The sequence below is a fragment of the Streptomyces sp. NPDC059373 genome (assembly GCF_042751495.1).
Classification (GTDB): domain Bacteria; phylum Actinomycetota; class Actinomycetes; order Streptomycetales; family Streptomycetaceae; genus Actinacidiphila.
Genome location: NZ_JBHYXC010000009.1, coordinates 1 through 24441 on the forward strand (window position 1 = coordinate 1; position 24441 = coordinate 24441).

Annotated in this window: 17 protein-coding genes and 1 tRNA gene; 4 read left to right on the forward strand and 14 right to left on the reverse strand. The window is 70.2% G+C overall.

The window, feature by feature from the left end; genetic code table 11:
- Positions 1 to 140: 140 nt before the first annotated feature.
- A complete protein-coding gene (locus tag ACFXJ5_RS15645) occupies positions 141 to 545 on the forward strand; it encodes a globin (protein ID WP_384630923.1) in 405 nt (134 codons plus the stop codon).
- Positions 546 to 571: 26 nt separating this feature from the next.
- On the opposite strand, the gene ACFXJ5_RS15650 is transcribed toward ACFXJ5_RS15645, so the two are convergent.
- The 3 genes from ACFXJ5_RS15650 to ettA are packed head-to-tail and all read right to left on the reverse strand — an operon-like array spanning position 572 to position 3356.
- Positions 572 to 1270: a hypothetical protein gene (locus ACFXJ5_RS15650; RefSeq protein ID WP_384630924.1), complete on the reverse strand. Its 699-nt coding sequence runs from the start codon at positions 1268 to 1270 to the stop codon at positions 572 to 574.
- The gene (locus ACFXJ5_RS15655) at positions 1267 to 1689 is read right to left on the reverse strand and encodes an acyl-CoA thioesterase (RefSeq protein WP_384630925.1); all 423 of its coding nucleotides are present in this window, start codon (positions 1687 to 1689) and stop codon (positions 1267 to 1269) included. The genes ACFXJ5_RS15650 and ACFXJ5_RS15655 overlap by 4 nt, the downstream gene beginning before the upstream one ends.
- 2 nt (positions 1690 to 1691) lie before the next feature.
- Complete coding sequence (gene ettA / locus ACFXJ5_RS15660; RefSeq protein ID WP_384630926.1) at positions 1692 to 3356, reverse strand: energy-dependent translational throttle protein EttA; 1665 nt, start codon at positions 3354 to 3356, stop codon at positions 1692 to 1694.
- A gap of 208 nt (positions 3357 to 3564) precedes the next feature.
- On the opposite strand from ettA, the gene ACFXJ5_RS15665 reads away from it, so the two are divergent.
- Positions 3565 to 3978: an SHOCT domain-containing protein gene (locus ACFXJ5_RS15665; protein WP_384630927.1), complete on the forward strand. Its 414-nt coding sequence runs from the start codon at positions 3565 to 3567 to the stop codon at positions 3976 to 3978.
- 136 nt (positions 3979 to 4114) lie between these two features.
- On the opposite strand, the gene ACFXJ5_RS15670 is transcribed toward ACFXJ5_RS15665, so the two are convergent.
- From ACFXJ5_RS15670 to ACFXJ5_RS15685, 4 genes are all read right to left on the reverse strand, one after another.
- The gene (locus ACFXJ5_RS15670; RefSeq protein ID WP_384630928.1) at positions 4115 to 5506 is read right to left on the reverse strand and encodes a Cys-Gln thioester bond-forming surface protein; all 1392 of its coding nucleotides are present in this window, start codon (positions 5504 to 5506) and stop codon (positions 4115 to 4117) included.
- Positions 5507 to 5723: 217 nt separating this feature from the next.
- Positions 5724 to 6149, reverse strand: coding sequence for a single-stranded DNA-binding protein (locus tag ACFXJ5_RS15675; RefSeq protein WP_384630929.1), 426 nt, complete (start codon positions 6147 to 6149; stop codon positions 5724 to 5726).
- 110 nt (positions 6150 to 6259) lie between these two features.
- Entirely contained in the window at positions 6260 to 7921 is a 1662-nt protein-coding gene (locus ACFXJ5_RS15680) for a GTPase (protein ID WP_384630930.1), read from the reverse strand.
- Positions 7918 to 9507 carry a dynamin family protein gene (locus tag ACFXJ5_RS15685; RefSeq protein ID WP_384630931.1) on the reverse strand — a complete coding sequence of 530 codons (1590 nt, stop codon included), beginning with the start codon at positions 9505 to 9507 and terminating at the stop codon, positions 7918 to 7920. Before ACFXJ5_RS15685 ends, ACFXJ5_RS15680 begins: the two co-directional genes overlap by 4 nt.
- Before the next feature lie 298 nt (positions 9508 to 9805).
- On the opposite strand from ACFXJ5_RS15685, the gene ACFXJ5_RS15690 reads away from it, so the two are divergent.
- Positions 9806 to 9878 (forward strand) — tRNA-Arg (locus ACFXJ5_RS15690).
- Positions 9879 to 10055: 177 nt separating this feature from the next.
- On the opposite strand, the gene ACFXJ5_RS15695 is transcribed toward ACFXJ5_RS15690, so the two are convergent.
- Entirely contained in the window at positions 10056 to 10637 is a 582-nt protein-coding gene (locus ACFXJ5_RS15695; RefSeq protein ID WP_384630932.1) for a TetR/AcrR family transcriptional regulator, read from the reverse strand.
- 29 nt (positions 10638 to 10666) lie between these two features.
- Positions 10667 to 12025, reverse strand: a complete 1359-nt coding sequence (locus ACFXJ5_RS15700) for an MFS transporter (RefSeq protein WP_384630933.1) — start codon at positions 12023 to 12025, stop codon at positions 10667 to 10669.
- A gap of 212 nt (positions 12026 to 12237) precedes the next feature.
- On the opposite strand from ACFXJ5_RS15700, the gene ACFXJ5_RS15705 reads away from it, so the two are divergent.
- Entirely contained in the window at positions 12238 to 13812 is a 1575-nt protein-coding gene (locus ACFXJ5_RS15705) for a glycosyl hydrolase family 28 protein (RefSeq protein ID WP_384630934.1), read from the forward strand.
- 56 nt (positions 13813 to 13868) lie between these two features.
- On the opposite strand, the gene ACFXJ5_RS15710 is transcribed toward ACFXJ5_RS15705, so the two are convergent.
- The 5 genes from ACFXJ5_RS15710 to ACFXJ5_RS15730 form a co-directional block, all read right to left on the reverse strand.
- Positions 13869 to 15047: an NAD-dependent formate dehydrogenase gene (locus tag ACFXJ5_RS15710; RefSeq protein ID WP_384630935.1), complete on the reverse strand. Its 1179-nt coding sequence runs from the start codon at positions 15045 to 15047 to the stop codon at positions 13869 to 13871.
- Positions 15048 to 15161: 114 nt separating this feature from the next.
- Positions 15162 to 16076, reverse strand: a complete 915-nt coding sequence (locus ACFXJ5_RS15715) for a LysR family transcriptional regulator (RefSeq protein ID WP_384630936.1) — start codon at positions 16074 to 16076, stop codon at positions 15162 to 15164.
- A 49-nt stretch (positions 16077 to 16125) separates the two neighbouring features.
- Positions 16126 to 17601: an alpha-amylase gene (locus ACFXJ5_RS15720; RefSeq protein ID WP_384630937.1), complete on the reverse strand. Its 1476-nt coding sequence runs from the start codon at positions 17599 to 17601 to the stop codon at positions 16126 to 16128.
- On the reverse strand, positions 17598 to 20333 hold the full coding sequence (locus ACFXJ5_RS15725) for an MGH1-like glycoside hydrolase domain-containing protein (RefSeq protein ID WP_384630938.1): 2736 nt from the start codon (positions 20331 to 20333) through the stop codon (positions 17598 to 17600). The genes ACFXJ5_RS15720 and ACFXJ5_RS15725 overlap by 4 nt, the downstream gene beginning before the upstream one ends.
- Before the next feature lie 97 nt (positions 20334 to 20430).
- Complete coding sequence (locus ACFXJ5_RS15730) at positions 20431 to 24441, reverse strand: putative Ig domain-containing protein (RefSeq protein WP_384630939.1); 4011 nt, start codon at positions 24439 to 24441, stop codon at positions 20431 to 20433.

Genomic DNA, 24441 nt, shown 5'->3' on the forward strand with positions numbered 1-24441 from the left:
CGCTCAAACGGGCCGAGCACCGCAACTGGACGCCACCCGCACCAGACACCGTCACCATCACTCGGCAGGACAGAACCTAAGTCACCGGCATTGGGCCTAGGCCCGAAGTCCTCCGCCGCCCCGTCTGAGACCATGGAGCCGTGAACGAGATCCCGATCGGCAGCATTGAGCAGCAGACGTTCTACGAGGCGGTCGGCGGCGAGAAGACCTTCCGCCGTCTCGTGCACCGCTTCTACGAAGGCGTCGCACAGGACCCCGTCCTGCGGCCGCTGTATCCGGAGGAGGACCTCGGGCCCGCCGAGGAGCGGCTCACGCTGTTCCTCATGCAGTACTGGGGCGGCCCCCGCACCTACAGCGACAATCGGGGCCACCCGCGGCTGCGCATGCGGCACGCGCCGTTCCAGGTCGACCAGGCGGCGCACGACGCCTGGCTGCGCCACATGCGCGACGCGGTGGACGAGCTCGGCCTGGAGCCCGACTACGAGCGGCAGTTGTGGGACTACCTGGTCTACGCGGCCGCGTCGATGGTGAACACGGCCGGCTGAGGCCCTGGCCGGACCGCGGGCCGGGCTCAGACCGGGGTGACGCTCAGCCCGAGCCCGGTGTTGCGCCGTACGGCCACCGAGCCGTAGGGCGTACGCAGCCGCAGCCACGGCCCGGCGGCCAGCAGGGCCGGCGCGTCGTCGGGGGACGCCACGCGCGGGCCCGGCACGGGCAGCCGGACAGGCCGCAGGAAGCCGAGGGCCTGGGCGGCGTGGACGGCCCGCAGGGGCAGTCCGGTGGCGCCGAGCTGCCGGGACCAGATGTCGTCGGCGATGGCGTCGAGGGCGGTCCGGGTACGGTCCTGCGACGCCAACTGCTCGGTGCGGGCGCGGAATTCGGCGACCCCGGCGGCCGCGGCGGCACGGATGTCCTCGGCGGAGGGCAGCCCTTCCACCGGGCGCCAGCCGGCGCGCGGCGGCAGGAGCCCGGCCCAGGCGGGGCCGGTGACGGAGCCGGGGACGGTGACCGTGTCGCCCGGCTCGTCGATGCCCTCGAGCAGCTGCCCGGCGGACACGGTGGCGTCGAGCCCGGAGGGATCCGCGGGCGTGGCCAGCGCGGCCGTACGTATCGCCAGGACCCCGCCGAAGGGCGGCTGTCCGAAGACGGCCAGGACCCCGCCGGCGGCCTGGAGCCTTACCGCGGCGGCCTTGTCCCAGCGCAGCAGCCGGCCCAGGAAGGCGGCAAAGGCCTCCGCCTCCCTGGGCTCCGCGAGCTGGAGGGTCGTCATGCCGCGACAGCCTCTTCGTCCTCGGAGGGCGCGTCGTCCCGGTACTCCTCCAGGAAGGCCCGCTCGTCCGCCGTGATCCGGCGCGGCCGCTGCGCCTCGAAGTCGAACGGCACGATCACCGTCGAGGCCCGGACATAGAGCTGGTCCGGGTCCTTGACCTCGTACGCGACGGTGAACGACGCCGCGTTGATCTTCGTGACCCACAGCTCGATGTCCACCGGCGTGTGCCGGTGCGCCAACTGCCGCTTGTAGTCGATCTCATGGCGTGCCACCACGGACCCCTGCTGGAAGTCCTTGTCCGGGCGGAACAGGAAGTCGATGCGCGCCTCCTCCAGATAGCGGAGGAAGACCACGTTGTTGATGTGGCCGTACGCGTCCATGTCCGCCCAGCGCAGCGGGCAGCGGTAGATGTGCCGCAAGATCAGCCCCGGGTCAGCTTCTTGTAGGTGGCACGGTGCGGACGGGCGGCGTCCGGGCCGAGCCTCTCGACCTTGTTCTTCTCGTACGACTCGAAGTTGCCCTCGAACCAGAACCACTTGCTCTCGCCCTCGTACGCCAGGATGTGCGTGGCGACCCGGTCGAGGAACCAGCGATCATGGGAGACGACCACAGCCGCGCCGGGGAACTCGAGCAGCGCGTTCTCGAGCGAACCCAGTGTCTCGACGTCGAGGTCGTTGGTCGGCTCGTCGAGGAGCAGCAGGTTGCCGCCCTGCTTGAGGGTGAGCGCGAGGTTGAGGCGGTTGCGCTCACCGCCGGAGAGCACGCCGGCCGGCTTCTGCTGGTCCGGGCCCTTGAAGCCGAAGGCGCTGACGTACGCGCGGGACGGCATCTCGACCTGGCCGACGTTGATGTAGTCCAGCTCGTCGGAGACGACGGCCCACAGCGTCTTCTTGGGGTCGATGTTGGCGCGGCTCTGGTCGACGTAGGAGATCTTGACCGTCTCGCCGACCTTGATCTCCCCGGAGTCGGGGGTCTCCAGGCCCTGGATCATCTTGAAGAGCGTGGTCTTGCCAGCACCGTTGGGGCCGATGACACCCACGATGCCGTTGCGCGGCAGGGTGAAGGAGAGGTCGTCGATGAGGACCTTGTCACCGAACGCCTTGGAGAGGTTGTTGACCTCGACGACGATGGACCCCAGGCGCGGGCCCGGCGGGATCTGGATCTCCTCGAAGTCCAGCTTCCGCATCTTGTCGGCCTCGGCGGCCATCTCCTCGTAACGGGCGAGGCGGGCCTTGGACTTGACCTGGCGGCCCTTGGCGTTGGAGCGGACCCACTCCAGCTCTTCCTTGAGGCGCTTGGCGCGCTTCGCGTCCTTCTGGCCCTCGACCTTGAGGCGGGAGGCCTTCTTCTCCAGGTACGTGGAGTAGTTGCCCTCGTAGGGGTGGGCGCGGCCGCGGTCGAGCTCGAGGATCCACTCGGCGACGTTGTCCAGGAAGTACCGGTCGTGGGTGACGGCGACGACGGTGCCGGCGTACTTGGCGAGGTGCTGCTCCAGCCACTGCACGGACTCGGCGTCCAGGTGGTTGGTGGGCTCGTCGAGGAGCAGCAGGTCGGGGGCCTCGAGCAGCAGCTTGCAGAGCGCGACGCGGCGCTTCTCGCCACCGGAGAGGTTGACCACCGGCCAGTCGCCGGGCGGGCAGCCCAGGGCGTCCATGGCCTGCTCGAGCTGGGCGTCGAGGTCCCAGGCGTTGGCGTGGTCGAGCTGCTCCTGCAGCTGGCCCATCTCGTCCAGGAGCGCGTCGGAGTAGTCGGTCGCCATCAGCTCGGCGATCTCGTTGAAGCGGTTGAGCTTGCCCTTGATCTCGGCCACGCCGTCCTCGACGTTCTCGAGAACGGTCTTGGTCTCGTCCAGCGGCGGCTCCTGCAGCAGCATGCCGACGCTGTAACCGGGCGAGAGATACGCCTCGCCGTTGGACGGGTGCTCCAGGCCGGCCATGATCTTGAGCACGGTGGACTTGCCCGCGCCGTTCGGTCCCACGACGCCGATCTTGGCGCCTGGCAGGAAGTTCAGGGTGACGTCGTCCAGGATCACCTTGTCGCCGTGCGCCTTGCGCGTCTTGCGCATGGTGTAGATGAACTCAGCCAAGAGAAACCGTCCGGCATTAGATGATGGGCAGAAAGCAGATACACCCCATCTTGCCTGACCGCCACCCTCCCGGGCGAACCCGTAGGTCGGAGACCTCCATCCCGCCCGCGCCCTGCTGCGGCAGCCCGTCGCCGACGGCCCCGGCCCTCGCGTGGCGGCCCACGCGGAAGCACGTGACCATGGAAGTCGGCGACGACGGGAGAAAGCGATGGACGGCTACATATACATGGCCTACGACTATCCGATTCTGGGTGCGTTCTGGACCATGCTGTTGATCTTCCTGTGGGTCATGTGGTTCTTCCTGCTTTTCCGGGTCATCGTCGATCTCTTCCGCGATGACGACCTGAGCGGATGGGCCAAGGCAGGGTGGCTGGTCTTCGTGCTCGTAGTTCCGTTCCTCGGTGTCTTCGTCTACGTCCTCGCGCGTGGCGGGAATATGGGCGCCCGTGAGAGGCGCGAGGCCCAGGCACGGCAGGAGGAGATGAACGCCTACATCCGCGAGGCCGCGGGCGAGGGCGGAAGGAGCGAGGTGGAGGAACTCGCGAAGCTGTCGGAGATCAAGGCCAGAGGCGACATCTCCGAGGAGGAGTTCCAGCGGGCCAAGGAAAAGATCCTGCACTGACGAGGCACGTGACGAGGAACCCTCGCCGAGTTCGGCGAGGGTAGGTCCGGCCTCGGCCAAGGGAAGCCAAGGGAAAGGGCAGGGGGGCGGACCCTGTGAGGTCCGCCCCCCTGCCCTTGGGGATCAGTGCCTGTTGTTACTCGGTGGGGGTCGCCGACTTCTTCTTGCGGAGGAAGAAGACCGCGCCGCCGCCGACCAGGACGAGGACGAGGGCGATGCCCGCGATGACCGGGGTCGCGCTGCTGCTACCGGTCTCGGCGAGGTCGCCGCCGGTGCTCGTGCTGCCGGTCGAGGCCGTGCTCGGCGAGGAGGACGGGCTGGCGGAGCTGGTGCCGCCGCCGGAGGTGGCCGTCTTGCAGTCCAGGACGCCCTCGAAGGTCTTCTCGAAGCCGTTCGGGCCGGTGATGCTGATCTTGTACGCCTGGTCCTCGTCCACCGGGACGGTGATGGTCTCGGACTTGCCGGGCGCGACCGTGTACTCCTTGCCGGCGAGCTGGAAGGTGAAGTCCTCGTCACCCTCGTTCGTCGCGGTCACGTCCACGCCGCCCTTGGCGCAGTCGACGGCGGCGGAGACGGCGGGTATCGCGCCCTTCTTCGCCCAGGTGCCGCCCGCGGTGGCAGTGACGGTGCTGTCGCTGGAGCCGGCCAGGATCTGGGTCTGGCTGGTGCTGTCGGTCGCGGTGAACGCGCGGCCGACGGGCACGGTGGTGGTCGCGGTCGCGGTCAGCGCGGCGGTGCCCTCGGTGCCGGCCGGGACGTCGAAGTAGACCTGGGCGCCGTCGGCGGCCGTGGTCACCTCCTTGCCGTCCTTGTCGACGAGCTTGACGCCCGCCGGGGTGCTCGGGGTGAGGCCCAGCTCGACGCTGTCGGCGTTGGTGTGCACGGTGACCGGGCCGAGCTTGTCGCCCGCCTTGCCGGACACGGCGGTCGGGCTGAGGCTCAGCGAGGCGTCCGGCTCGGCGGTGTCCGCCGCGTGCTGCTGCAGGTAGTCGGCGAGCTTCTCGGCGGCCGGGTCGGAGGCGGTGACGTCCACACCGTCCGAGAAGCGCCAGATGGCGACCTGGGTGCCCGCCGCAGCGGTCTTCTGGCTGAGCGTGCCGGCGCCGGAGGTGGAGGCGAGCGCTGCGAGGTCGTTCACCTGCGGGTAGGAGTGCTGCAGGATCCAGTTGATCTTGCCGGCGTTGGGGTTGGCGTGCAGCGACGAGGCGTCCCAGGGCACCTCCTTGTAGGTGGCGTCCTTGAGCGTGTGGTGGTTGATGTCGATGCAGTACGTCTGGATGGCTCCGCCACCGTCGACGGACATCTCGAACAGGCCGGCCGAGACATCTTGCGAGGTGCCGTTCTCGTGGATGACGGCGCCGTCGTACGTCTTCAGGCCGCCGAGCGTGGCGGTGGCGCCGCCCGCGGTGGGGGTCGCGTCGTCCGCGACAGCGGATCCGGCGCCGGCTATCGCACCCGCGGCGAAGAGGCCCGAGGCCAGTATCGCGGCGGCAAGGCGGGCAGCGTTCCGCCTTCGTACAGTGAACATGTTTTCCCCTCCGGGCGAGGCCGGTCGGTGGGGGGACGCCTCGCCTGCAGTCTGTGAACCGTGCGGTACCCACGGAATCCTAGGAAGCGGCCGTATCGATGGCGCCGGGATTCACAGGCCGGTTCGCATTCGAATCACAATCGTTATCGGCGCAGGTGAGTATCCCGGCATTCCCAGGCGGGATTGTCGATAAATCACTCACCCGCTGTCCGAATTATCAGGACACGCCCATCGGTACGGGCACCGATGCCGGGGAATCCGGAATAAGCAGTTCGGGCCGACCCTGGGTGATCCGGCGGAACGCCGAGGTCCCGCGCGACAGATCGTGGCCCACGGCCACCGCGTCGATCTCGGCCGAGGTCCACCGCTTGCCGTCCCGGTCCTCCTCGCGAACCCGCAACCTGCCCTGGACGACCAGCGGTTCCCCGACCCCGACCGAGGCCATCACGTTCTCCCCGAGCGCCCGCCAGGCCCAGACGGTGTAGAAGCTCGTATGCCCGTCGCTCCAGGCGCCGTTCTCCCGGTCCCAGCGGCGGGCCGTGGTGGCCAGCCGGAACCGGGCCACCGGGACTTCCGACCCCGTCTTACGGAATTCGGGCTGCGTCGCGACATTCCCCACGATGGTTACCAGCGTCTCGTTCATTCCCGGGTCCTCCCCCGTGTCGACTTCGACTTCCGAGCACCATCGTGCACCCGCCGGGACTGTTTTGGAGGAACCAACTTCAACCTGTGGATAACCAAGGATTACGAGGATTACCGGTGGGTTGTGGACAACTCCGTCACCCGGAAGTGGGTACCGGCCACGACTCCGTACTGCTCCCGCACCTCCCGGTACCGCATCAGCTCGGCCGCGACCGGCTCCAGCACCCGCGCCCGGCCGCAGTCCGCCGCCGCGTCGCGAAGCCGCCGCTCGGCCGCCTGCCCATGGCGACGGGCCGGGCCCCGCGCGGCGAGCCGGCCGGCCCGCGACAGCAGCGGCCCGCCCAGGGCGCCGGTGCCCAGCAGGGCGAGCGGCAGCCACCAGGGCAGGCCGAACCGGCCGGCCGCGACGGCGCCCCCGCACACCAGCCCCGCCATCGTGAGCAGCGCCAGCAGCCACTGGGCGGCGCCCATCACCGACCACCACGCCGGGCGGCCCGGCGCACCCGGCTCTGCCCGCGCCACCGCCTTGTCCAGCGCGTCGGGCAGTTTCTCGCCGCCGCGCCGGGCCGTGTCGCGTACCGCCTGTGCCCAGGGCGCGGGCAGCCCTGCCGCCGCCTCGGCCGCGACGATGCGTACGGCCTCCTCCACCACCGGACGGGACGCCACCGGGCCCCGCCCCACGTCCACCGATCCCGCTGACGGCCCCGCTCCCGCGACCGCCGCCATCGCCCGGACCGCGCCCTGCTGACGGCCCCTCACCAGCCGCCGCCACACCGGGCCGCAGGCATCGGCGGCCGCCCACGCCCACTCCCGCTCGGCCGCCTGCCCGGCCGCCACCGCGCCGACCGCCGCCGCCAGCCGTCCGGCGAACTCCTCCCGGGCCGGGTCGGTGAGCCCGCTCCCGCTCACCGCGTTCTTCGGCACGTACACCGGCCGCAGCCGCGCCGCCGTACGGTCGACGTCCGCCGCCAGCCGCCGGTTCGCGGCATCGCGCTCGGCCACGATCTGCGTGATGGCCGCCCGCAGATCGGCCATGCCCTCCCCGGTGAGCGCGGAGGTCGCGAGCACCGTCGCGCCCGCCTCGCCGTGCTCGCCGACCGCCAGGCCGTCCTCGTCGAGCAGCCGCCGCAGGTCGTCGAGGACCTGGTCGGCGCAGTCGCCGGGCAGCCGGTCGATCTGGTTGAGCACGATCAGCGTCACGTCGGCGTAGCCGGCCAGCGGTCGCAGATAGCGCTCGTGCAGGGCGGCGTCGGCGTACTTCTCCGGGTCCAGCACCCACACCACCACGTCCACCAGCTTCAGCAGCCGGTCGACCTGATCGCGGTGATCGGTCGCCGCCGAGTCGTGGTCCGGCAGGTCGATCAGTACGAGCCCGTCGTCGGAGAAACCTTCCTGCGCGCGCTCCCCGAAGTCCAGTGCGCTGCGGCGCGCGTACCGGGACTTCGGCGCGATGCCGAGGCGGTCCAGCAGCCCGGCCGCGCCCTCCGGGTCCCAGGCGCAGGCCACCGGCGCGGACGTGGTCGGCCGGCGCACCCCGCTCTCCGACAGCTCCAGCCCGGCCAGCGCGTTGAAGAGGGTGGACTTGCCGCTGCCGGTCGCCCCGGCCAGCGCGACCACGGTGTGGTCCGGCGAGAGCCGGCGCCGTTCCGCGACCCGGTCGAGCAGCTCGCCGGTCTCGGCCAGCGCGTCCGGGCTGACCCGGGTGCGGGACAGCCCGAGCAGTTCGCCGAGCGCGTCCAGGCGTGCCCCGAGCGCGCCATCCGTCATCGTCATGCGCATTCCTTCCGCAGTACCGACAGGGCTGCGATCAGCTCCGCCTGCTGTCGCGAGGTCACATCGAGTACGTCGACCGGGCCGAGCCGCCGCTCACGCTCCCCCCGCAGCAGACCGTCGACGGCCGCGTCGAGCGCGTCCACGGCCCGGTCCCGTACCCGCAGCGCCGCCTGGGCGCCGAACAGTTCGGCGAGCCGCTCCCCCGCCACAACGCCCCGGCGGCCGCCGAGCACGGCGACGGCCAGCAGCGCGGCCGCGTCCTCCGGATCCACGCTGTCGTCACGCGAACACACGTCGTACGAAAGCCTGCTGAGCCCCCGCCGCCACTGTCCGACCGCCTCGTCGACCGCTGCCCCGGCGCCTTCGCCGGCCTCCGCCAGCACCACTCCGGCCCGGTCGCGCCGCCAGCCGCACAAGGTCCGTTCCTCGGCGGCCGCCACCTCCGTACGCAACAGCGCCGCCAGCCCCTCCTCCAGCGCCGACCGCACCGCCTCCGCCCCGCACTCCGGATACCCCCGCCAGCACGCCAGTGCCTCCCCCGCCAGCGGCACCCCGTCGACGACGGCCCCCCGGATCCGTACCGCCGCCGCGTCGTACGCCTCGTCCACATACCGCGCCAGCCGCTGCGCCGCCGCATGCTGCGCCGCCGACGCGCCGGCCAGCTCCGGCATGCGGGTACGCAGCGACTCCAGCACCCCGCACGCCGTACGCCGCGCCGCCTGATGCCGCGCCGCCGGGTCCTCCGCGCAGTGCGCCAGCCAGCTCCCGATCGCGGCGACCGCGGTGTGCGGCAACAGCCCCCCGCCCCCGGCCGACTCCGGCAGCTCCGGCACCGTGAACCGCGGTACGTCCCCGAGCCCGGCCTTGGCCAGCAGCGCCGCGTAGTGCCGGGAGACCTCCTCGGCGATCTGGTGCGGCACCCGGTCCAGGACGGTGGCCAGGGTGACGTCGTACTCCTTGGCCGTACGCAGCAGATGCCACGGCAGCGCATCCGCGTACCGCGAGGCGGTGGTGACCAGGATCCAGATGTCGGCGGCGCAGATCAGCTCGGCGGCCAGTTCACGATTCCGGGTGACCAGCGAGTCGATGTCCGGGGCGTCGAGCAGCCCCAGCCCGCGCGGCAGCGTCTCGTCCGTCTCCAGCCGCAGCCACAGCCGCCCCTCCTCCGCCTCCTCCGTCCCCTCGGCGTCCTCCTCGCTCCTCGGCCGCGGCGCCCACGCCCTCGCCAGCCCCGGCAGAATCCGCGGATCCGCGAACCACGCCCGGTCCTCCGGATGGCACACCAGCACCGGCGTCCGCGTCGTCGGCCGCAGCACCCCCGCCTCGCTCACCCGCCGCCCGATCAGCGAATTCACCAACGTCGACTTCCCCGCCCCCGTCGACCCCCCGACCACCGCCAGCAACGGCGCTTCAGGCGCCCGCAACCGGGGCACCAGATAGTCGTCGAGCTGCGCCAGCACCTCCTCCCTCGTCCGCCAGGCCCGGGCAGCCCCGGCAAGCGGAAACGGGAAGCACGCGGCCTCGACACGGTCGCGCAGCGCGGACAGCGCGTCTAGCAGCTCGGGCCGTACGTCCAAGATCGCCACGAGGGAAGAATGACCCATTTTGATGGGATTTTGAAGCCTATTCCGCTCACTTCACGTCTTTCAACCCGCAAGGATGCGGCAAATGAGGACAGAAGCGCCGGATGAGACACCGGCATAACGAGTACACAACAGCCGTCGCCTGGGGCGCCAAAACCGGTGCGCCATTCGTACCCGCCTGCGATTATCAGACCGCTTCACCGAACCTACACATCGTGTTGAGCAGGCGAAGCAACCGGCCGCACATCCGCAGCGCCCTATCCTTGTCCCCGGCAAGGTCAACGGCCGCGGCCACGGTCCAGCCCCCGTAGCTCAGTGGATAGAGCAGGTGCCTTCTAAGCACTTGGCCGCAGGTTCGAGTCCTGCCGGGGGCACACAGACCGCACGACCGCGAGGCCCTCCACCCCGGAGGGCCTTTTTGCTGGTCAGAGGCACTCTAGCGGGCGGTGCGTAGCGGACACGTAAGCGCCGAACCGCCCCGGGGACGGTCGGGGATCGGTCCGGCGCTGTCCGGCTGTCACCGGGTTAACGAGAGGCACTGACGCCACGGATTACCCGGCGACCGCGGCATCCAGCAGAGCGGACGCCGCCGCACGTGCGGCTACAGCCGCCGTCGGGTCGCGGTCCATGCGTGCCGACAGCCCTGCGCCGTCGTAGAGGAGCTGCAGTTGCTTGGCCAGAGCCTCGGGATCCGCAACCCCGGCGTCCTTCGCGAGACCGGTGAACAGAGCCCGTATCCACGCGCGGTACTCGTCGGCAGCCTGGTCCACCAGGCTGCCCGAGTGGGTCTCCGCGGTCGCGCTCACGAAGGCGCAACCGTGGAAGTCCGGCCGGGCGAACAACTCACCCTGCGCCTCGAAAACACTCAGCAACCGCTCCCGTGGGGTGCCGTGGCGTGCGAGCGCGCGCTCGATCTTCTGGGTTGTACTGGCGTGCCGCGAATCGAGGTACGCGCGGATCAGTTGTTCCTTGCCGCCGAAGGTGTTGTACAGCGATGCCTTCGCCACGCCGGCGTGCTCGATGATCCGGTCGATGCCGACGGTCTGCACGCCCTCCGCGTAGAAGAGTTCGTTGGCGGCGGCGAGCAGGCGCTCGCGCGCCGAAGGCTTCGTCGCACTCCTGGTGTCCGCCATGCCCTCACCTCTGGTACAGATCTGTCTGTCTACTGTACGCGGACATCAGACCGTGGAGCGGCTCGCTTGTTGCTCAGGAACAGCGCGCCGAGAGCCAGAACGGCGAGTGCGATCACGGCGCCGCCGTACTCCTCGGAGGTCGTGATGAGGCCGCCACCGTGTACGACCAGCAGCCCGGCGATGACAGAGGGAACGCCCATGCCGAGGTAGGAAACGACGAAGAGCAGGGACAGCACGCCGGAGCTCTCGTGGGCCTTGGTCAGTGGCATCACGGTGCGGATGCCTCCCTGGAAGCCGCTGCCGAATCCGACGCCGGCCACGGCCGTGCCCACGAAGAACAGGGCGGGCAGGCCTGACCGGATGGAAAGGAGCGTGAGAGCCACACCCAGAATGAGGGCCGCGATGCCGGTGTACATGACGGCGGTGGCCTTGGCGTCGCGCAGGGCGAGGACGGACAGAGCAGCGATCCCTGCGAGAACGAAGAGGCCCAGACCTCCGTAGACGGCGGATGTGGAGCCCACGAGGGTGCGTACGACGGCCGGGCCGAGGGATCCGTAGAAACCAGCGAGCGCCCAGACGGCGAAGATGACGGGAGCTGCGGCCGTCACTGCGCTGCGTACCGATCGCGGGAGCCGGATTTCCGGTATCAGCGTCGCCAGGGCGCCCGGCCGGCGGCTGACGGTTTCGTCGATCAGGGCGATGGCGATGGCCTGGGCTGCGAACACCACGAGCAGGGCCAGATAGATGAGGTGGGTCGGCGCGGGCAGGTACTGCACCACAAGACCGCTGACGAGCGCACCCGTCGCAGTGCCCAGACCCGGGGCAAACGCGTTCGCCACGGTTCCGCGGGGCCGGTTGATGTCCATCATGGCGGCGCCGACTGCGCCGAGCGCGGCACCGGTGGACAAACCCTGGACGACACGGGCGAAGAGCAGTGTGTCCACTCCGCCGGCGCTGGAGAACATGAGCATGACAGCAGCCTGCGCGGCGATCGCGGTGATGAGTATCGGGCGCCGTCCGACATGGTCGGAGAGCTTCCCGAGAACCAGCAGCCCGGAGAGCACGGCGACGGCGTAGACGCCGAAGACGACCGTGGTGGTGACGGGGGTGAAGCCCCACTCGGCCTGATAAGTCGCGTACAGGGGCGTCGGCGCACTCGATGCCGCCAGAAAGGAGACCACGATGGAGGCCAGTACGTAGAACGCTGCCCGCGGCGGGATCGGACGACGCGACGCCGCCGTGAGCTCGGGCTGGAACTCCGCCGTCGGGCCGAACCGGGGGTCGGGCTGTGCGCACCGAGCTCGCTCTCCTGGCGTGTGGATGCCGACGACAGTGGCCGCACCACGCTCAGCGTTCCGACCGTGGACGTCCAAGGGTTCGGAGGTCATGAAAACATCCTCGTGGTGGGTAGACCTGTCTGTCTAACTAAGGCTTCCACACTTTAGACAGACCTGTCTACCGATGTCAAGGCGGTGGGAGCGCAGCACCGGCCGCCATTGACAACGTTTCCATCGCTCCTTAGTGTGCGCGGCACACCGTGGTGGGACAGGGACCGGAAGGACACCGGATGAGATCACCGCTGAGCCGCTTAGCCCTTGGGGTGGCCGCTCTTCTGCTGGGTGTCGCGGGGCTCGTGGGGGCGCCGGCGGAGGCTCAGGCCGCTTCGGCGACGGTGGGGGTGTATCCGGTCGCGTCGATCTATCCGGCGTCGACGGACTACCGGCTCAGCGTCAACGGGACGTCTGTGCCGGTCACCAAGTACAGCGGGTACGACATAGCGCAGTTCGCCCTGGGGGCGGGGACGGCGACCATGGCGGTGACCAAGGTCAACAACACGGGCATCGGCTCGTACAGCATCAGTCCGCAGAAGCTGGGGATCGCCGGGTCGGTGAGCGGCCCGACGCTGACGTTCACGGTGCAGAACGACGAGTATCTGATCGTGAAGCTCGACGGGCGCCCCAACCTGGTGATTGCGGCCGACCCGCCGGAGAACAACCGGCCGGCGTCGTCGGGGACCGGGATCTTCAATGTGCAGAGCGCGCCTTACTCGGCGCAGCCGGACACCGGGGCCTACACGACGGCGGCCTTCCAGAGCGCCCTCGACGATGCCGCGGCGTGGGGGTCCGCGAACGGGAAGCAGGGCATCGTGTATGTGCCGGCGGGCGTGTACACGCTGGGCAATCTGTATCTGCGGAGCAATCTCGCGTTCTATCTCGCGCGCGGTGCGGTGCTTCGGTACACGGGAGATGCCGGCCACTATGTGGTGAACGGGCACAAGACGTCGCAGGGGCGGGACCTGACCTGGTTCATATCCACCCGGTACTCGTCGTCGAACATCTCGATCTACGGCCGGGGGGTGATCGACGGGAACGGGCAGGCCGCCCTGGCGCCCTCGAACCTCGGGGTGAACCTCCTGGCTCCCGTCTACACGAGCGGGTTCACGGTCGACGGCATCACCTTCCGTGAGTCCAGTAGTTGGGGGATCATTCCCTTGCGGTCCTCGAACATGACGTTCCGTAACATCAAGATGTTCAACCGGTTCGACATGGGCGAGGACGACGGTATCGACGTCATGGAGTCCACCGACGTCACCGTCACCCACGCGATCGGCATCGGGCTCGACGACCCGTTCAGCACGAAGACCTGGGCAGACGCCACCGACCTCTACAGCACCGTCCCCGGCACCGCGCGGCCGCTGAGCGGCGTCACCTTCGACGACCTGGTGTCGTGGACCTACTGCTACGGCGTCAAGGTGGGCCAGGGCGTGGTGCAGTCGCAGGACAGCGTCACCTTCAGGCACGTCGTGGTCTATGACGCGGCGGTGGGCATCGGCGTCCACCACAAGTACGGGGCGGCCAGCGCGACGAACATCCGGTTCGACGACATCGACATCGAACGGCTCAGCTACAGCAACGACGGCAACCGGACCTGGCTGGCCATGATGACCGGGAGCACCCAGGGCGTCGGCCCGGTCACGGGCGTCACGATCGCCAACGTGAGGGTCCGCAACGCCGGCACCACCGCCGCGCGCATCAACGGCCTGCCGGGCGCCCCCATCAGCGGGGTCACCCTGAGCAATGTCGTGATGCCCGGAAGTACCTCCGCGGCGACCACCCTCGGCCAGCTGAACCTCACGAACCTGTCGGACTACGGAGCGATCACGATCACGTCGTAGGCACGGGTTCTCGGCCGGCAGGGGGCGGTGGGCGGTGGGGCCGGCTCCGGGCGGGGTCAGGACGTGGGCGTCGCCGTCGAGTAGGAGTGGGCGCCGGTGCCGGCCAGGGCGCCGCCGTCGACGATGAGGTATTCGTCGCGGATGGGCTTGCCGTCGAACCAGGACTCGAGGATTTCCCTGGTGCCGGCGGCGTAGCGGGCCTGGGCGGAGAGGGAGGAGCCGGAGATGTGGGGCGTCATGCCGTGGTGGGGCATGGTGCGCCAGGGGTGGTCCGCCGGGGCGGGCTGGGGGTACCAGACGTCGCCCGCGTAGCCGGCGAGCCGGCCGCTGCGCAGGGCGCGGTCGACGGCGTCGCGGTCGACGATCTTGGCGCGGGCGGTGTTGATGAGGTAGGCGCCGCGCTTCATGGTGGCGATCAGCTTGTCGCCGAAGAGGCCCTCGGTCTCGGGGTGGAGGGGGGCGTTGATGGTGATGACGTCGCAGTGCGGGGCCATGGCCTCGGCGCTGTCGTGCCAGGTCAGCCCCAGCTCGCGCTCGGTGGCCTCCGGCAGCCGGTGCCGGTCGGTGTAGTGCAGCTTGACGTCGAAGGGCGCGAGGCGGCGGAGTACGGCGAGCCCGATGCGGCCGGCCGCCACCGTGCCGACGTGCATGCCTTCGAGGTCGTAGGAGCGGGCCACGCAGTCGGCGATGTTCCAGCCGCCGTCCAGGACGACCTGGTGGGAGGGCAGGTAGTTCCGTACGAGCGAGAGCGTCATCATCACGACGTGCTCGGCGACGCTGATGCTGTTGCAGTACGTGACCTCGGCGACGGTGACGCCGCTCGCGATGGCCGCGTCCAGGTCGACGTGGTCGGAACCGATCCCGGCGGTCACGGCGAGCTTGAGGTTCTTGGCCGCGGCGATGCGCTCGGGGGTGAGATAGGCGGGCCAGAAGGGCTGCGAGATGACGATGTCGGCGTCGGGGAGTTCGCGGTCGAAGACCGAGCCGGTGCCGTCGGTGTCGTCCTTGTCGGAGGTGACGACGAGGGTGTGGCCGCGGCTCTCCAGGAAGGTACGGAGGCCGAGTTCGCCGGTGACGCTGCCGAGCAGGTGGCCCGGGGTGAAGTCGGTGCCGGCGGGGGTGGGGGTGGTCTGGCCGCCGGGGTAGTGGTCGATGCGCGGCAGGTCGTCACGGGCGTAGGTGGTCGGGTATCCGTCGGTGGGGTCGTCGTACAGAACGCACAGGACCTTGGCCATGATTGCGGCTCCTCATCCGTTGTCATGCGCTTACGGGAAGGTGCCTTCAACCATCCTCGCGGTCGATCCCGCAGGTCAAAGTGAAAGTTGCTATGCCGGGATAGGCCGCTTCTATCACTTGCCGAGGTAGGTGTTGAGCAGGTCGTCGAGCGCGTCCCGCACCCGCGTCTCCCGGGCCACCTCCAGCAGCGCCGCCGCCAGTACGGATTGCGGCTCGTGGTCCGCGACGACCAGCCCCACCCTCGGTCCGTGCGCCGGCCCCTCCAGCGGCACCACCCGCATCCCCTCCGGCACCCCGAACACGTGCAGCCAGGCATGCGAGATCACGCTCGACCACCGCCCCGCCGCCAGGTGGGCGTACAGTCCGGCCACGGTGTCCGACTCCACCGCCGGGGCCGCCGTCGCCCCCTCGGCGGCGAAGCACTCGTCGATGATCCGCCGGTTGCGCATCCGGGGCGACAGCAGGCACAGCGGAAGCGCGGCCACCTGCGCCCAGGCGGCCGTGGGCCCGGTCGGTTCGCGCGTCAGCAGCACGTAGCGCTCCTCGTACAGCGGGATCCTGCGTACGTGGTGGAGCGTGTCGTCGTCCAGATACGTCAACGCCACATCGAGCTCGAACTCGGCCAGGCGGTGCGTTATCTCGGCCGACGACAGCGAGTCCAGGCTGACCCGGGCCCGCGGATGCCGCTCGCAGAACGGCGTGGTCAGCAGTGACGCGGCGGTCAGCGCCGTGGGGATGGCGCCGATGCGCAGCGTGCCGGTCAGTCCGCCGCGCATCGCCGACAGCTCCTGGCTCAGCGCGTCCCGTTCGGCCAGGATGCGGTGTGCCCAGGCCAGTACCCGCTCGCCCTCCGGGGTCAGCCCCTCGAAGCGGCGGCCGCGCCGCACGATCGGCACGTCGAGTTCGTGCTCGAGCTTGCGGATGGCGGCGGACAGCGACGGTTGCGATACGTAGCAGGCGGCCGCGGCACGTGCGAAGTGCCGCTCGCGGGCGAGGGCGACCAGGTACTCCAGCTGACGTAGCAACATGCCCTCACCCTGTCCGGCTTCCCGATCAGCGTCCAGAGGGGCGCATACGTCAGGCCTCGAGTGACATGAGGTGCCACCGCCAGGCGTCCAGGGCGACGAACAGGCCCGGGGCGGCCAGCTCGTCGCCGTCCCGGGCGTAGGTGGTCCCGTCCAGCAGCTCGGTCAGGCGGCAGGGCCGGCCCCGGAGGTCGTTCCAGGGCAGCGGGACGTGGCCTTGGGCGGGGTGGTCGGAGAGGTTGATGACGACGAGGTGGCGGTCGGGGCCGGCGGTCCAGGACCAGGCGAGGAGGTTGAGGTGGGTGGGGTTGTCGGGCCAGCCGGTGGGGTCGAGGAGTTGCCAGTGGCCGGAGCGCATGCCGGTCGAGCCGACGGCGGCCAGGAGTTGGTGGTGGAAGTCGCGCAGCGGCTCGTCGGCGGGCTCGTCGGGCCTGCGGGAGAGGAAGACCGGCGGGCGCACGCGGCGGCCTTCGAACTCGCCCTCGTGCCAGAGGGTCGCGCCGGGGAGGGTGGCGACGGCGACGGCCGCCGCTCGTTCGTGGTCGGGCGGCATCGTGGCGGCGGCGCGGGGCTCGTCGTGGTTCTCCAGGAAGCGTACGAGTCCGCGCTGGTAGGCGAGGTCGGCGAGGAGATGGGGGCGCACGGAGGCGGGGCCTTCGTGGAGCAGGCGGTCGTAGAGCCTTTTGTCGTAGCAGTGGTCGAACCCTTGCTGCTGGAGGGCCCATTCGTAGTCCCAGTAGGCCTCGGCGACGAGCAGCAGGTCGGGGTGGCGCTGTCTGACCTGAGGGATGACATGCGCCCAGAAGTCCTCGGCGGGTGGGTCGCCGGCCCGGTCGCACCAGGTCTTGGCGAACACGTCGTTCATGAGCAGCATGGCCATGTCGCAGCGCACGCCGTCCGCCTGGTCGCCGATCGAGGCCAGGGTGTCGACGGTGGCGATGCGGAGCTGGTCGCTGAAGGCGTTCAGCTGGACGACGTCCGGCCAGGGCGGGAAGTACGGGTCGCGGCCACGGGCGAAGACGTGCCCGGCGGCTTCCAGGAAGGCGTCGGGGGATTCCGCGAGGTCGGCCGCGTCGCCCTGGATGAGGCAGGCCGGGCGGTCGGTCAGCCATGGATGGTCGGGGGCGACATGGTTGGGTACGTGGTCGAGCACCAGGCGCACACCGCGGGCGGCGAGTTCGGCCCGGGCGGCGGCCAGCCCGTCGGGTCCGCCGAGCGCGCCGTCGACGACGTAGTCGCGGACGCAGTAGGGCGAGCCGGCGATGTCCTCCGGACGGAGGTCGGGCAGGGCGTCCCGGAAGGAGGCCTGCAGGGCGTCGTCGCGCAGGGCGATCCGCAGTCCGGCCGGGCTGCGTTCCCATACGCCCATCAGCCAGACGGCGTCGACGCCCGGCAGCGCGACCTCGTCCCATGCGACGGCGGGTACGTCGCCCAGGGTGACCGGGCGGCCGTGCCGGCGGCTCAGTTCGCCGAGCCAGATCAGGGTGTTGACCTCGTAGATCACCGGCTGGTCCGGCCACCCGGTCATGACAGCGGCTCCTCTCGGGCGCCCATGGGCCGCAGGCCCTCGCGGCTGCGGGTGTGCCAGTCGTCGGCACTGACGGTGTGGAACAGGGTCGTGGTGACCGCGGCCAGGCCGGTCCAGCCTGTCTGGTGGCCGGCGCCGATTCCGGCGCCGTTGTCGCCGTGGAAGTACTCGTAGAACAGCAGCAGGTCCCGCCAGTGGGGGTCCTTGGCGAACTTGGCCTGCGCGCCGTGCACCGGGCGGTGGCCGTCCTCGTCGCGCAGGAAGATGCCGGTCAGCCGGGAGGCGATCTCCCGCGCGACCTCGTAGAGGTTGAGCTGCCGGCCGGAGCCGGTCGGGCATTCGACGGTGAAGCTCTCGCCGTGGTACGCGTGGAGGTTGAGGAGGGCGCGGATGAGCAGGACGTTGATGGGGAACCACACCGGTCCGCGCCAGTTGGAGTTACCGCCGAACATCCCGGAGTCGGACTCGGCGGGCAGGTAGCCGACGCGGTACTCCTCGCCGTGCACCGTGAAGGAGTAGGGGCGTTCGGCGTGGTGGCGGGAGAGGGAGCGGATGCCGTGCGGGCTGAGGAACTCGTCCTCGTCGAGCATCCGGGAGAGGATCCGCCGCAGTCTGTCCTCGCCGAACAGGGCGAACAGGTGCCGGCCCTCGGCGCCGGGTCCCAGCGCGTCCTGGGAGGAGACGATGGCCTCCACCGCGGGGTGGCGTTCGATGAACTCGCGTGCTCCTGCGGCCAGTTCGGGGAAGCGGAGGTCGGCCCAGCCGCCGACCACGCTGGTGGCGGCGAGCGGGATCAGCCCGACGAGGGAACGCACCTTCAGCCGGGTCGCGCTGCCGTCGGGCAGCCGCAGCGAGTCGTAGAAGAAGCCGTCCTCCTCGTCCCACAGGCTGTCGTTCTCCGCGCCGATGCGGTTCATGGCGGTGGCGATCCACGCGAAGTGCTCGAACAGCGTCTGCGCCTGCTCGACGTACACCGGGTTGTCGATCGCCAGCTCGATGGCGATCTCCAGCAGGTTCTGGCAGTACAGCGCCATCCAGGCGGTGCCGTCGGCCTGGTCGAGGTGGCCGCCGGTCGGCAGCGGGGCGCTGCGGTCGAAGACGCCGATGTTGTCGAGCCCGAGGAAGCCGCCCTGGAAGACGTTGTTCCCGTCGGCGTCCTTGCGGTTGAGCCACCACGTGAAGTTCTTCATCAGCTTCTGGAAGGCGTTCTCCAGGAAGGCGCGGTCGCCCCGCCCGGTGCGGTGCTTCTCGAGCTCGTAGACGAAGAGGATGGCCCAGGCGTGCACCGGCGGGTTGACGTCGCCGAAGTTCCATTCGTACGCCGGGATCTGGCCGTTGGGATGCAGGTAGAGGCGGCGCAGCAACAGGTCGAGCTGGCCCTTGGCGAAGGTGAGGTCGACCATGGACAGCGCGATGGCGTGGAAGGCGAGATCCCAGGCCGCGAACCACGGGTACTCCCAGGCGTCCGGCATCGACATGATCTCGTCGTTGACCATGTGGTACCAGTTGCTGTTGCGGACCCGGGGGTCGGAGGCGAGCGGGTCGTGGCCGTGCTCGGCAAGCCAGCGCTCGACGTCGAAGTAGTAGTACTGCTTGCTCCAGAGCATCCCCGCCATCGCCTGGCGGACGAGGCGCCGCTCGTCCTCGCTCATGCCGGGCTCGGCGATGCCGTCGTAGAAGGCGTCGGCCTCGCACCGGCGCTCCGCCATCACCTGCTCGTGTTGCGGCCCCCAGGGGTCGGTGAGTTCGGAGTCGGTCAGGCGCAGCCGCAGGGTGGTGCTCCCGCCGCCGGCGAGGGTGAGCGTGTGATGGACGGCCGCTTTGGTGCCGGTGCGTGCCGGGTTGAGGGTGCCGGTCTCGCCGTGGACGACGTGGCGGTCGATGCCGTCCTTGACGTACGGAGTGGTGTTGGGGCTTCCGAAGATCCGCTCGTTGTTCGTCTCGTTGTCGGTGAACAGCGCCGCCGCGTCGGCGTCGCAGTACAGCCACCGCGGGCCCAGTTCCTCGTGGTCGGCACGGATGACGACCGAGCCCGGTGCGCCGGGGACCTGCCGCAGGCTTGGGGTGGCCGCGCCGCCCGCCCATGACCAGGTGTGCCGGAACCACAGCGTGGGCAGCAGGTGCAACTCGGCCTCGTCGGCGCCGCGGTTGTGCACGGTGATCTCGACGAGCAGGTCATCGGGGCCGGCCTTGGCGTACTCGACGAACACGTCGAAGTAGCGGTCCTCGTCGAAGATGCCGGTGTCGAGCAGCTCGTACTCGAAGTCGTCGCGACCGCGCGCTTGGTTGGTCGCCACGAGGTCCTCGTACGGGAACTCCGCGTGCGGGTACTTGTAGAGGTACTTCATGTACGCGTGGGTGGGCGTGTTGTCGAGGTAGAAGTAGTACTCCTTGACGTCCTCGCCGTGGTTGCCCTCGGCGTTGGTCAGCCCGAACATCCGCTCCTTCAGCAGCGGGTCGCGGCCGTTCCACAGCGCCAGCGCGAAGCACAGCCGCTGCTTGTCGTCGCTGATGCCGGCGATGCCGTCCTCGCCCCACCGGTACGCCCGCGACCGTGCCTGGTCGTGCGTGAAGTACGACCAGGCGTCCCCGTCGTGGCTGTAGTCCTCCCGGACCGTCCCCCACTGCCGCTCGCTCAGATACGGGCCCCAGCGGCGCCACGGCACCCCCGATTCGTCGGCCTCGGCCAGCCGTCGCCGCTCGGCGTCCTCCCGCGGTCCTGTGGTCGTCACTGTCGCCCGCCCCTCCCAGCCGCCCTGCACATCCACCCAGGCTACGGCGGTTCCCGCAGGGCTGAGCCCGCCGGGGGCCCAGCCCTGCCGGGCGGGGTCAGGCGACGGTGAACTCGCTGAAGTCGACCTCCCCCGCGTTGCCGGAGGAATGGGTGCAGGTGAAGACGCCCGCGTCCTGGGTCGTGGCGGCGGAGTTCACGGTGGCGGTGCCGACGGCGGTCCAGGTGCTGCCGTCGGTGGAGTAGGACGCGGCGTAGGAGGTGCCGGTCCGGACGAGCTTGAGCCAGGTCGGGTAGGCCGTGGTGCCGTCTGTCTCGATGTTGCTGTCCACGGCGCCGTTGCCGTCCTTGTCCCACTGGAGGGCGACGCCGTGGCCGGGGGTGACGGCGAGGATGAGGTAACCGGCGGACGTACCGGTGCCGGTGATGTCGTTGCGGACCATGATTCCGGACTTCGTCCAGACGTTGGTGGCGTCCTGCGAGGTGACCGCGACCGTGACGGTCGAGCCGTCGGTGACCGCGCCGGGCAGGTAGATGGAGCTGTACTCGTCGGTGCTGCCCCAGACGTCCGCCCCGGCGCCCTGGATGGCGAGGTCGGTGCCCGACTGGCCGTAGACCGGGGTGGGTGAGGTCGCGGAGCTGAAGGTCTTGTACGGGTCCTGGACCGGCTGGCCGAGCACCGGGACCGACGCCACGGCTGTGACGGTGATGTTGTCGAAGACGGTGGTGTTGAGCGCTGACGGCGTACGTGAGGTGACGACGAGCCCCACGTAGTACGCGGCATCGCCGAAGGTGGCGATCGTGTCCCTTGCTATGACCGACCACGTGCTGCCGTCCGGAGAGGCGGAGGCGGTGAACTTGGTCCCGGCCCGCTCCAGCTTCAGCCAGGTCGGGGTCGCGACACCACTGGAACCGTCGGTCGAGGACGTGCCGCCGGCCACGACCTTGCGGCGGACGAACTGCTTGACGCCGGTGTCACCACTGCCGGTGCTGGTCAGGACCGTGGCGGCCATCTGGCAGAACGGCGACAGTGACTGGGTCATCATCAGTCCGACCCGGTCGGATTCGCCGGCGTTGTCCCGACTCACGACCCGGGCGATGATCGTGCCGTCGCCGGTGATCGGCTGGAAGGCGTACTGGGCCGTCATGCCCTGGCCGTTGACGTTCAGGTCCGTCCCCGCGCCGCGCACGGTGAAGCTCTGGTCCGTGCTGTCGTAGCCGGTGATCCCGGGGGTGCTCAGGGCGACGACCCCGTAGGCCCCCAACTGCCGTTCGTCCAGAACGTAGTCGCCGATGTCCTGGTGGGACCACGGCGCGGGCGGTGGCGTCCCGACGCCGAGCTTGAGGGTCTCGGTGGCGGTGGCAGTCGCGTTGGACACCGAGATCCGGACCTCGAAGTCCCCGGTGCCGGTGGGGGTGCCTGAGATCAGACCGGTCGCGGCATCGACGCTCAGCCCGCCGGGCAGGCCGGAGGCGGCGAAGGACGCGGGGTCGTTGGACGCGCCGATCAGGTACTCGAACGGAGCGCCCACATTCGCGTACGCGGTCAGGGCACTGCCGATCTCCGGTGCGGGCGGCGTCGGCATCGTCGCGCTGACCTCCGCCGAGTCGGGGCCCGCCCCGGCGACGTTGGTCTTGGCGACGACGTACGTGTACGTGGTGCCCGGCGTCCCGGTGGCGTCGGCGTAGCGGGTGTGGATGCCGAAGCCGACCGGTCCGACGCCGGTGGCGATCACCTCGTACGGGCCGTCGGCCGAGGTGCGGCGCTTGACGGTGTAGCGGCCGGACAGGTCCGGGTCGCTCCAGGTCAGCTCGACCGCGCTGGGCCCGGCGGCGGCTGCCAGGGCGGTGGCGACGCCCTTGGGGGCCGGCACCTGCCAGTGCGTCGAGCCCTTGCGGACCACGGTGACGTTGTCGAAGGAGGCCGTCCCGGTCTCCGCGTAGGACTGCGAGACGCCCAGGCAGGAGCAGTTGACCAGCCCGATGTAGAGGGTGGTGCCGAGATCCAGCGCGGTGGAACCGACCTCGGTCCAGTGCACGCCGTCCGGGGAGATCGAGCCGGTGAACGTGTTCTTCACCCGCTCCAGGCGCACCCAGTACGGCATCCGCATCCGGTATCCGTCGCCCGCCGCTTCCACATGGGGAGCCGTCAGCGGTGTCGCCGAATCCGGCAGCGACCCCAGATTGGAGATCGGGTAGGACGCCGCCGTCGAGATCGCCGACTGCTGGGCCGGCGGGACCGAGGTGCTGCCGGTCGCCGACGTCGCCGCACCGGTGGTGGCGCGGGTGGTCCACACCCCGCTCCACGCGCTGAGGGTCAGGCCCTGGAGCAGCATCGCCGCGTGCGCCGAGCCCGTCGCGGTCGAACTGCGCATCATCACGCCGACCTTGGCGTACTGCGAGCTCAGCGGGAACACCACCCGTGCGGTGATGGACACGTTCCCGCTCAGCGACATCTGAGCGATCCGGAAGCTGTCGGCGGTCCCCGCGATGTCCGCGCCACTGGCCTCCAGCGTGAACCGCTCACCGTCGAAGGTCGTCAGCCCCGACGCCTGGACGGTCCCGATGTTCCGGGACGACCAGTTGCTGGGCAGACCGGCCGTCGCGCAGGCCTCCAGCGACGCGAGGCTCGTGCCCACGGCGTTGGTGGCGGTGACCGTGTAGTAGTACGTCGTCCCGATGGTGACCTCGAGGTCGGAGTACGTGGTGGCCGTCAGTCCGGTCGCGATCGTCTTGTACGTCCCCCCGCTGGTGGTCGCCCGCGCCACCGAGTAGGTCGCCGCCGAGGTCGCGCTGACCGGCTCCACCGATCCCACCCAGGCGAGCTCGACGGAGTCCGAGCCGTTGAGCGCGGTCAGCCCGGCAGGTGAGCCGGGCGGGGCGACGGGCGTCGAGGAGGCCGGTGCGTCACGCGCGCAGGTGAGGGTGCCCCAGGAGGCGTGGTCCTGGTCGTAGCCCTCGATGAACCGGGCCCCGTCGGTGCCCCGGAAGACGACCTGCTTCGTGTACGGCGCCGACAGCCCCAGCACGGTCACGTAGTGCGCGTAGGCCAGCTCGTAGATGGGCCGGGACAGACCCCGTACCAGCGTGGTGACCGCGGTCTTGAGGTACTTCCCGGTCCGGTCGAGGTCCGCGACGAAGGGCACGTCGTCATTGCCCAGGTTGTACTTCGCGTCGTACTCGTAGCCGGCGAGGATGCGGTTGCCCGCGAAGCCGAAGAGATCGACGCCCTGGTTCCACGCCACCTGGGCCGCGCTGGCGAGCAGGCCGAGGGCCAGCTGCTCGTGGGTCTGGTCGCGGCCGCTCTCCTGGCCCTGCCCGGTGGCGTTGATGATGCGGTGCTTGATGCTGCCGTTGCCGGCGCCCGCGGCGGCGTAACGCACCGCGTCCTCGAACATCACGCGGTCGTCGCAGAAGACGGCGATGCCCAGGACGGTCTGGATGATCCCGGTGTCCCAGCCGCCGTTGGCGAAGAGGGCGTAGCCGGACTGGGCCTTGTACCAGACGTCCCTGAGGGACTGCTCGCAGCGCGCGATGTCCTCGGCCGCCCAGCCGTCGTAGCCGCTGTACCGCAGGATCTCCGCCGCGTTGGCGAACTTGAACCCCTGCAGGGACGCCCCGAGTTCGCCGTCCGCGCCGGTGATCCCCTCCAGGGTCTTCGACCAGATGTTGATGACGTCCCGGGCCTTGTCGGCGTACCGGACGTCCTGCGTGATGTACCACATCAGGGCGTTCTGGTAGGCCGCGGCGGCGTCGTTCGGCGCCTGGTCCTGGTAGTTGTACGGACCGCGCCCCCAGGTGGTGATCTGGCCGGTGTTCTGCACCGTGTAGTCGTACGAGGAGCGGCTGTCCGCGGCCAGTTTCTGGTAGCCCGAGTAGACCGGATCCAGCTGGGCCGCGACGGCGGATCTCATCCGGTCGAGGTCCTCCTGGGTGTGCAGGATCCCCGGGTGGGCGAAGGCGAAGCCCGCGGCGCCGCCCTCCGCGGGTGTCTCGGCGTGCGCCGTGCCCGACGCCAGGACGGTGCCGGGACCGGTCGCGGCGAGCACGGCTCCGGTCATGGCCCCGGTGGACCCCAGGAACGATCGACGGCTGAAGAATCTGGTCAT

Bases quoted from the DNA above. Each gene is read 5' to 3' on its own strand.
- ACFXJ5_RS15650 (WP_384630924.1), bottom strand. From the start codon at position 1,270: ATGACGACCCTCCAGCTCGCGGAGCCCAGGGAGGCGGAGGCCTTTGCC.
- ACFXJ5_RS15665 (WP_384630927.1), top strand. From the start codon at position 3,565: ATGGACGGCTACATATACATGGCCTACGACTATCCGATTCTGGGTGCG.
- ACFXJ5_RS15670 (WP_384630928.1), bottom strand. From the start codon at position 5,506: ATGTTCACTGTACGAAGGCGGAACGCTGCCCGCCTTGCCGCCGCGATA.
- ACFXJ5_RS15675 (WP_384630929.1), bottom strand. From the start codon at position 6,149: ATGAACGAGACGCTGGTAACCATCGTGGGGAATGTCGCGACGCAGCCC.
- ACFXJ5_RS15680 (WP_384630930.1), bottom strand. From the start codon at position 7,921: ATGACGATGACGGATGGCGCGCTCGGGGCACGCCTGGACGCGCTCGGC.
- ACFXJ5_RS15695 (WP_384630932.1), bottom strand. From the start codon at position 10,637: ATGGCGGACACCAGGAGTGCGACGAAGCCTTCGGCGCGCGAGCGCCTG.
- ACFXJ5_RS15700 (WP_384630933.1), bottom strand. From the start codon at position 12,025: ATGACCTCCGAACCCTTGGACGTCCACGGTCGGAACGCTGAGCGTGGT.
- ACFXJ5_RS15710 (WP_384630935.1), bottom strand. From the start codon at position 15,047: ATGGCCAAGGTCCTGTGCGTTCTGTACGACGACCCCACCGACGGATAC.
- ACFXJ5_RS15715 (WP_384630936.1), bottom strand. From the start codon at position 16,076: ATGTTGCTACGTCAGCTGGAGTACCTGGTCGCCCTCGCCCGCGAGCGG.
- ACFXJ5_RS15720 (WP_384630937.1), bottom strand. From the start codon at position 17,601: ATGACCGGGTGGCCGGACCAGCCGGTGATCTACGAGGTCAACACCCTG.
- ACFXJ5_RS15730 (WP_384630939.1), bottom strand. From the start codon at position 24,441: ATGACCAGATTCTTCAGCCGTCGATCGTTCCTGGGGTCCACCGGGGCC.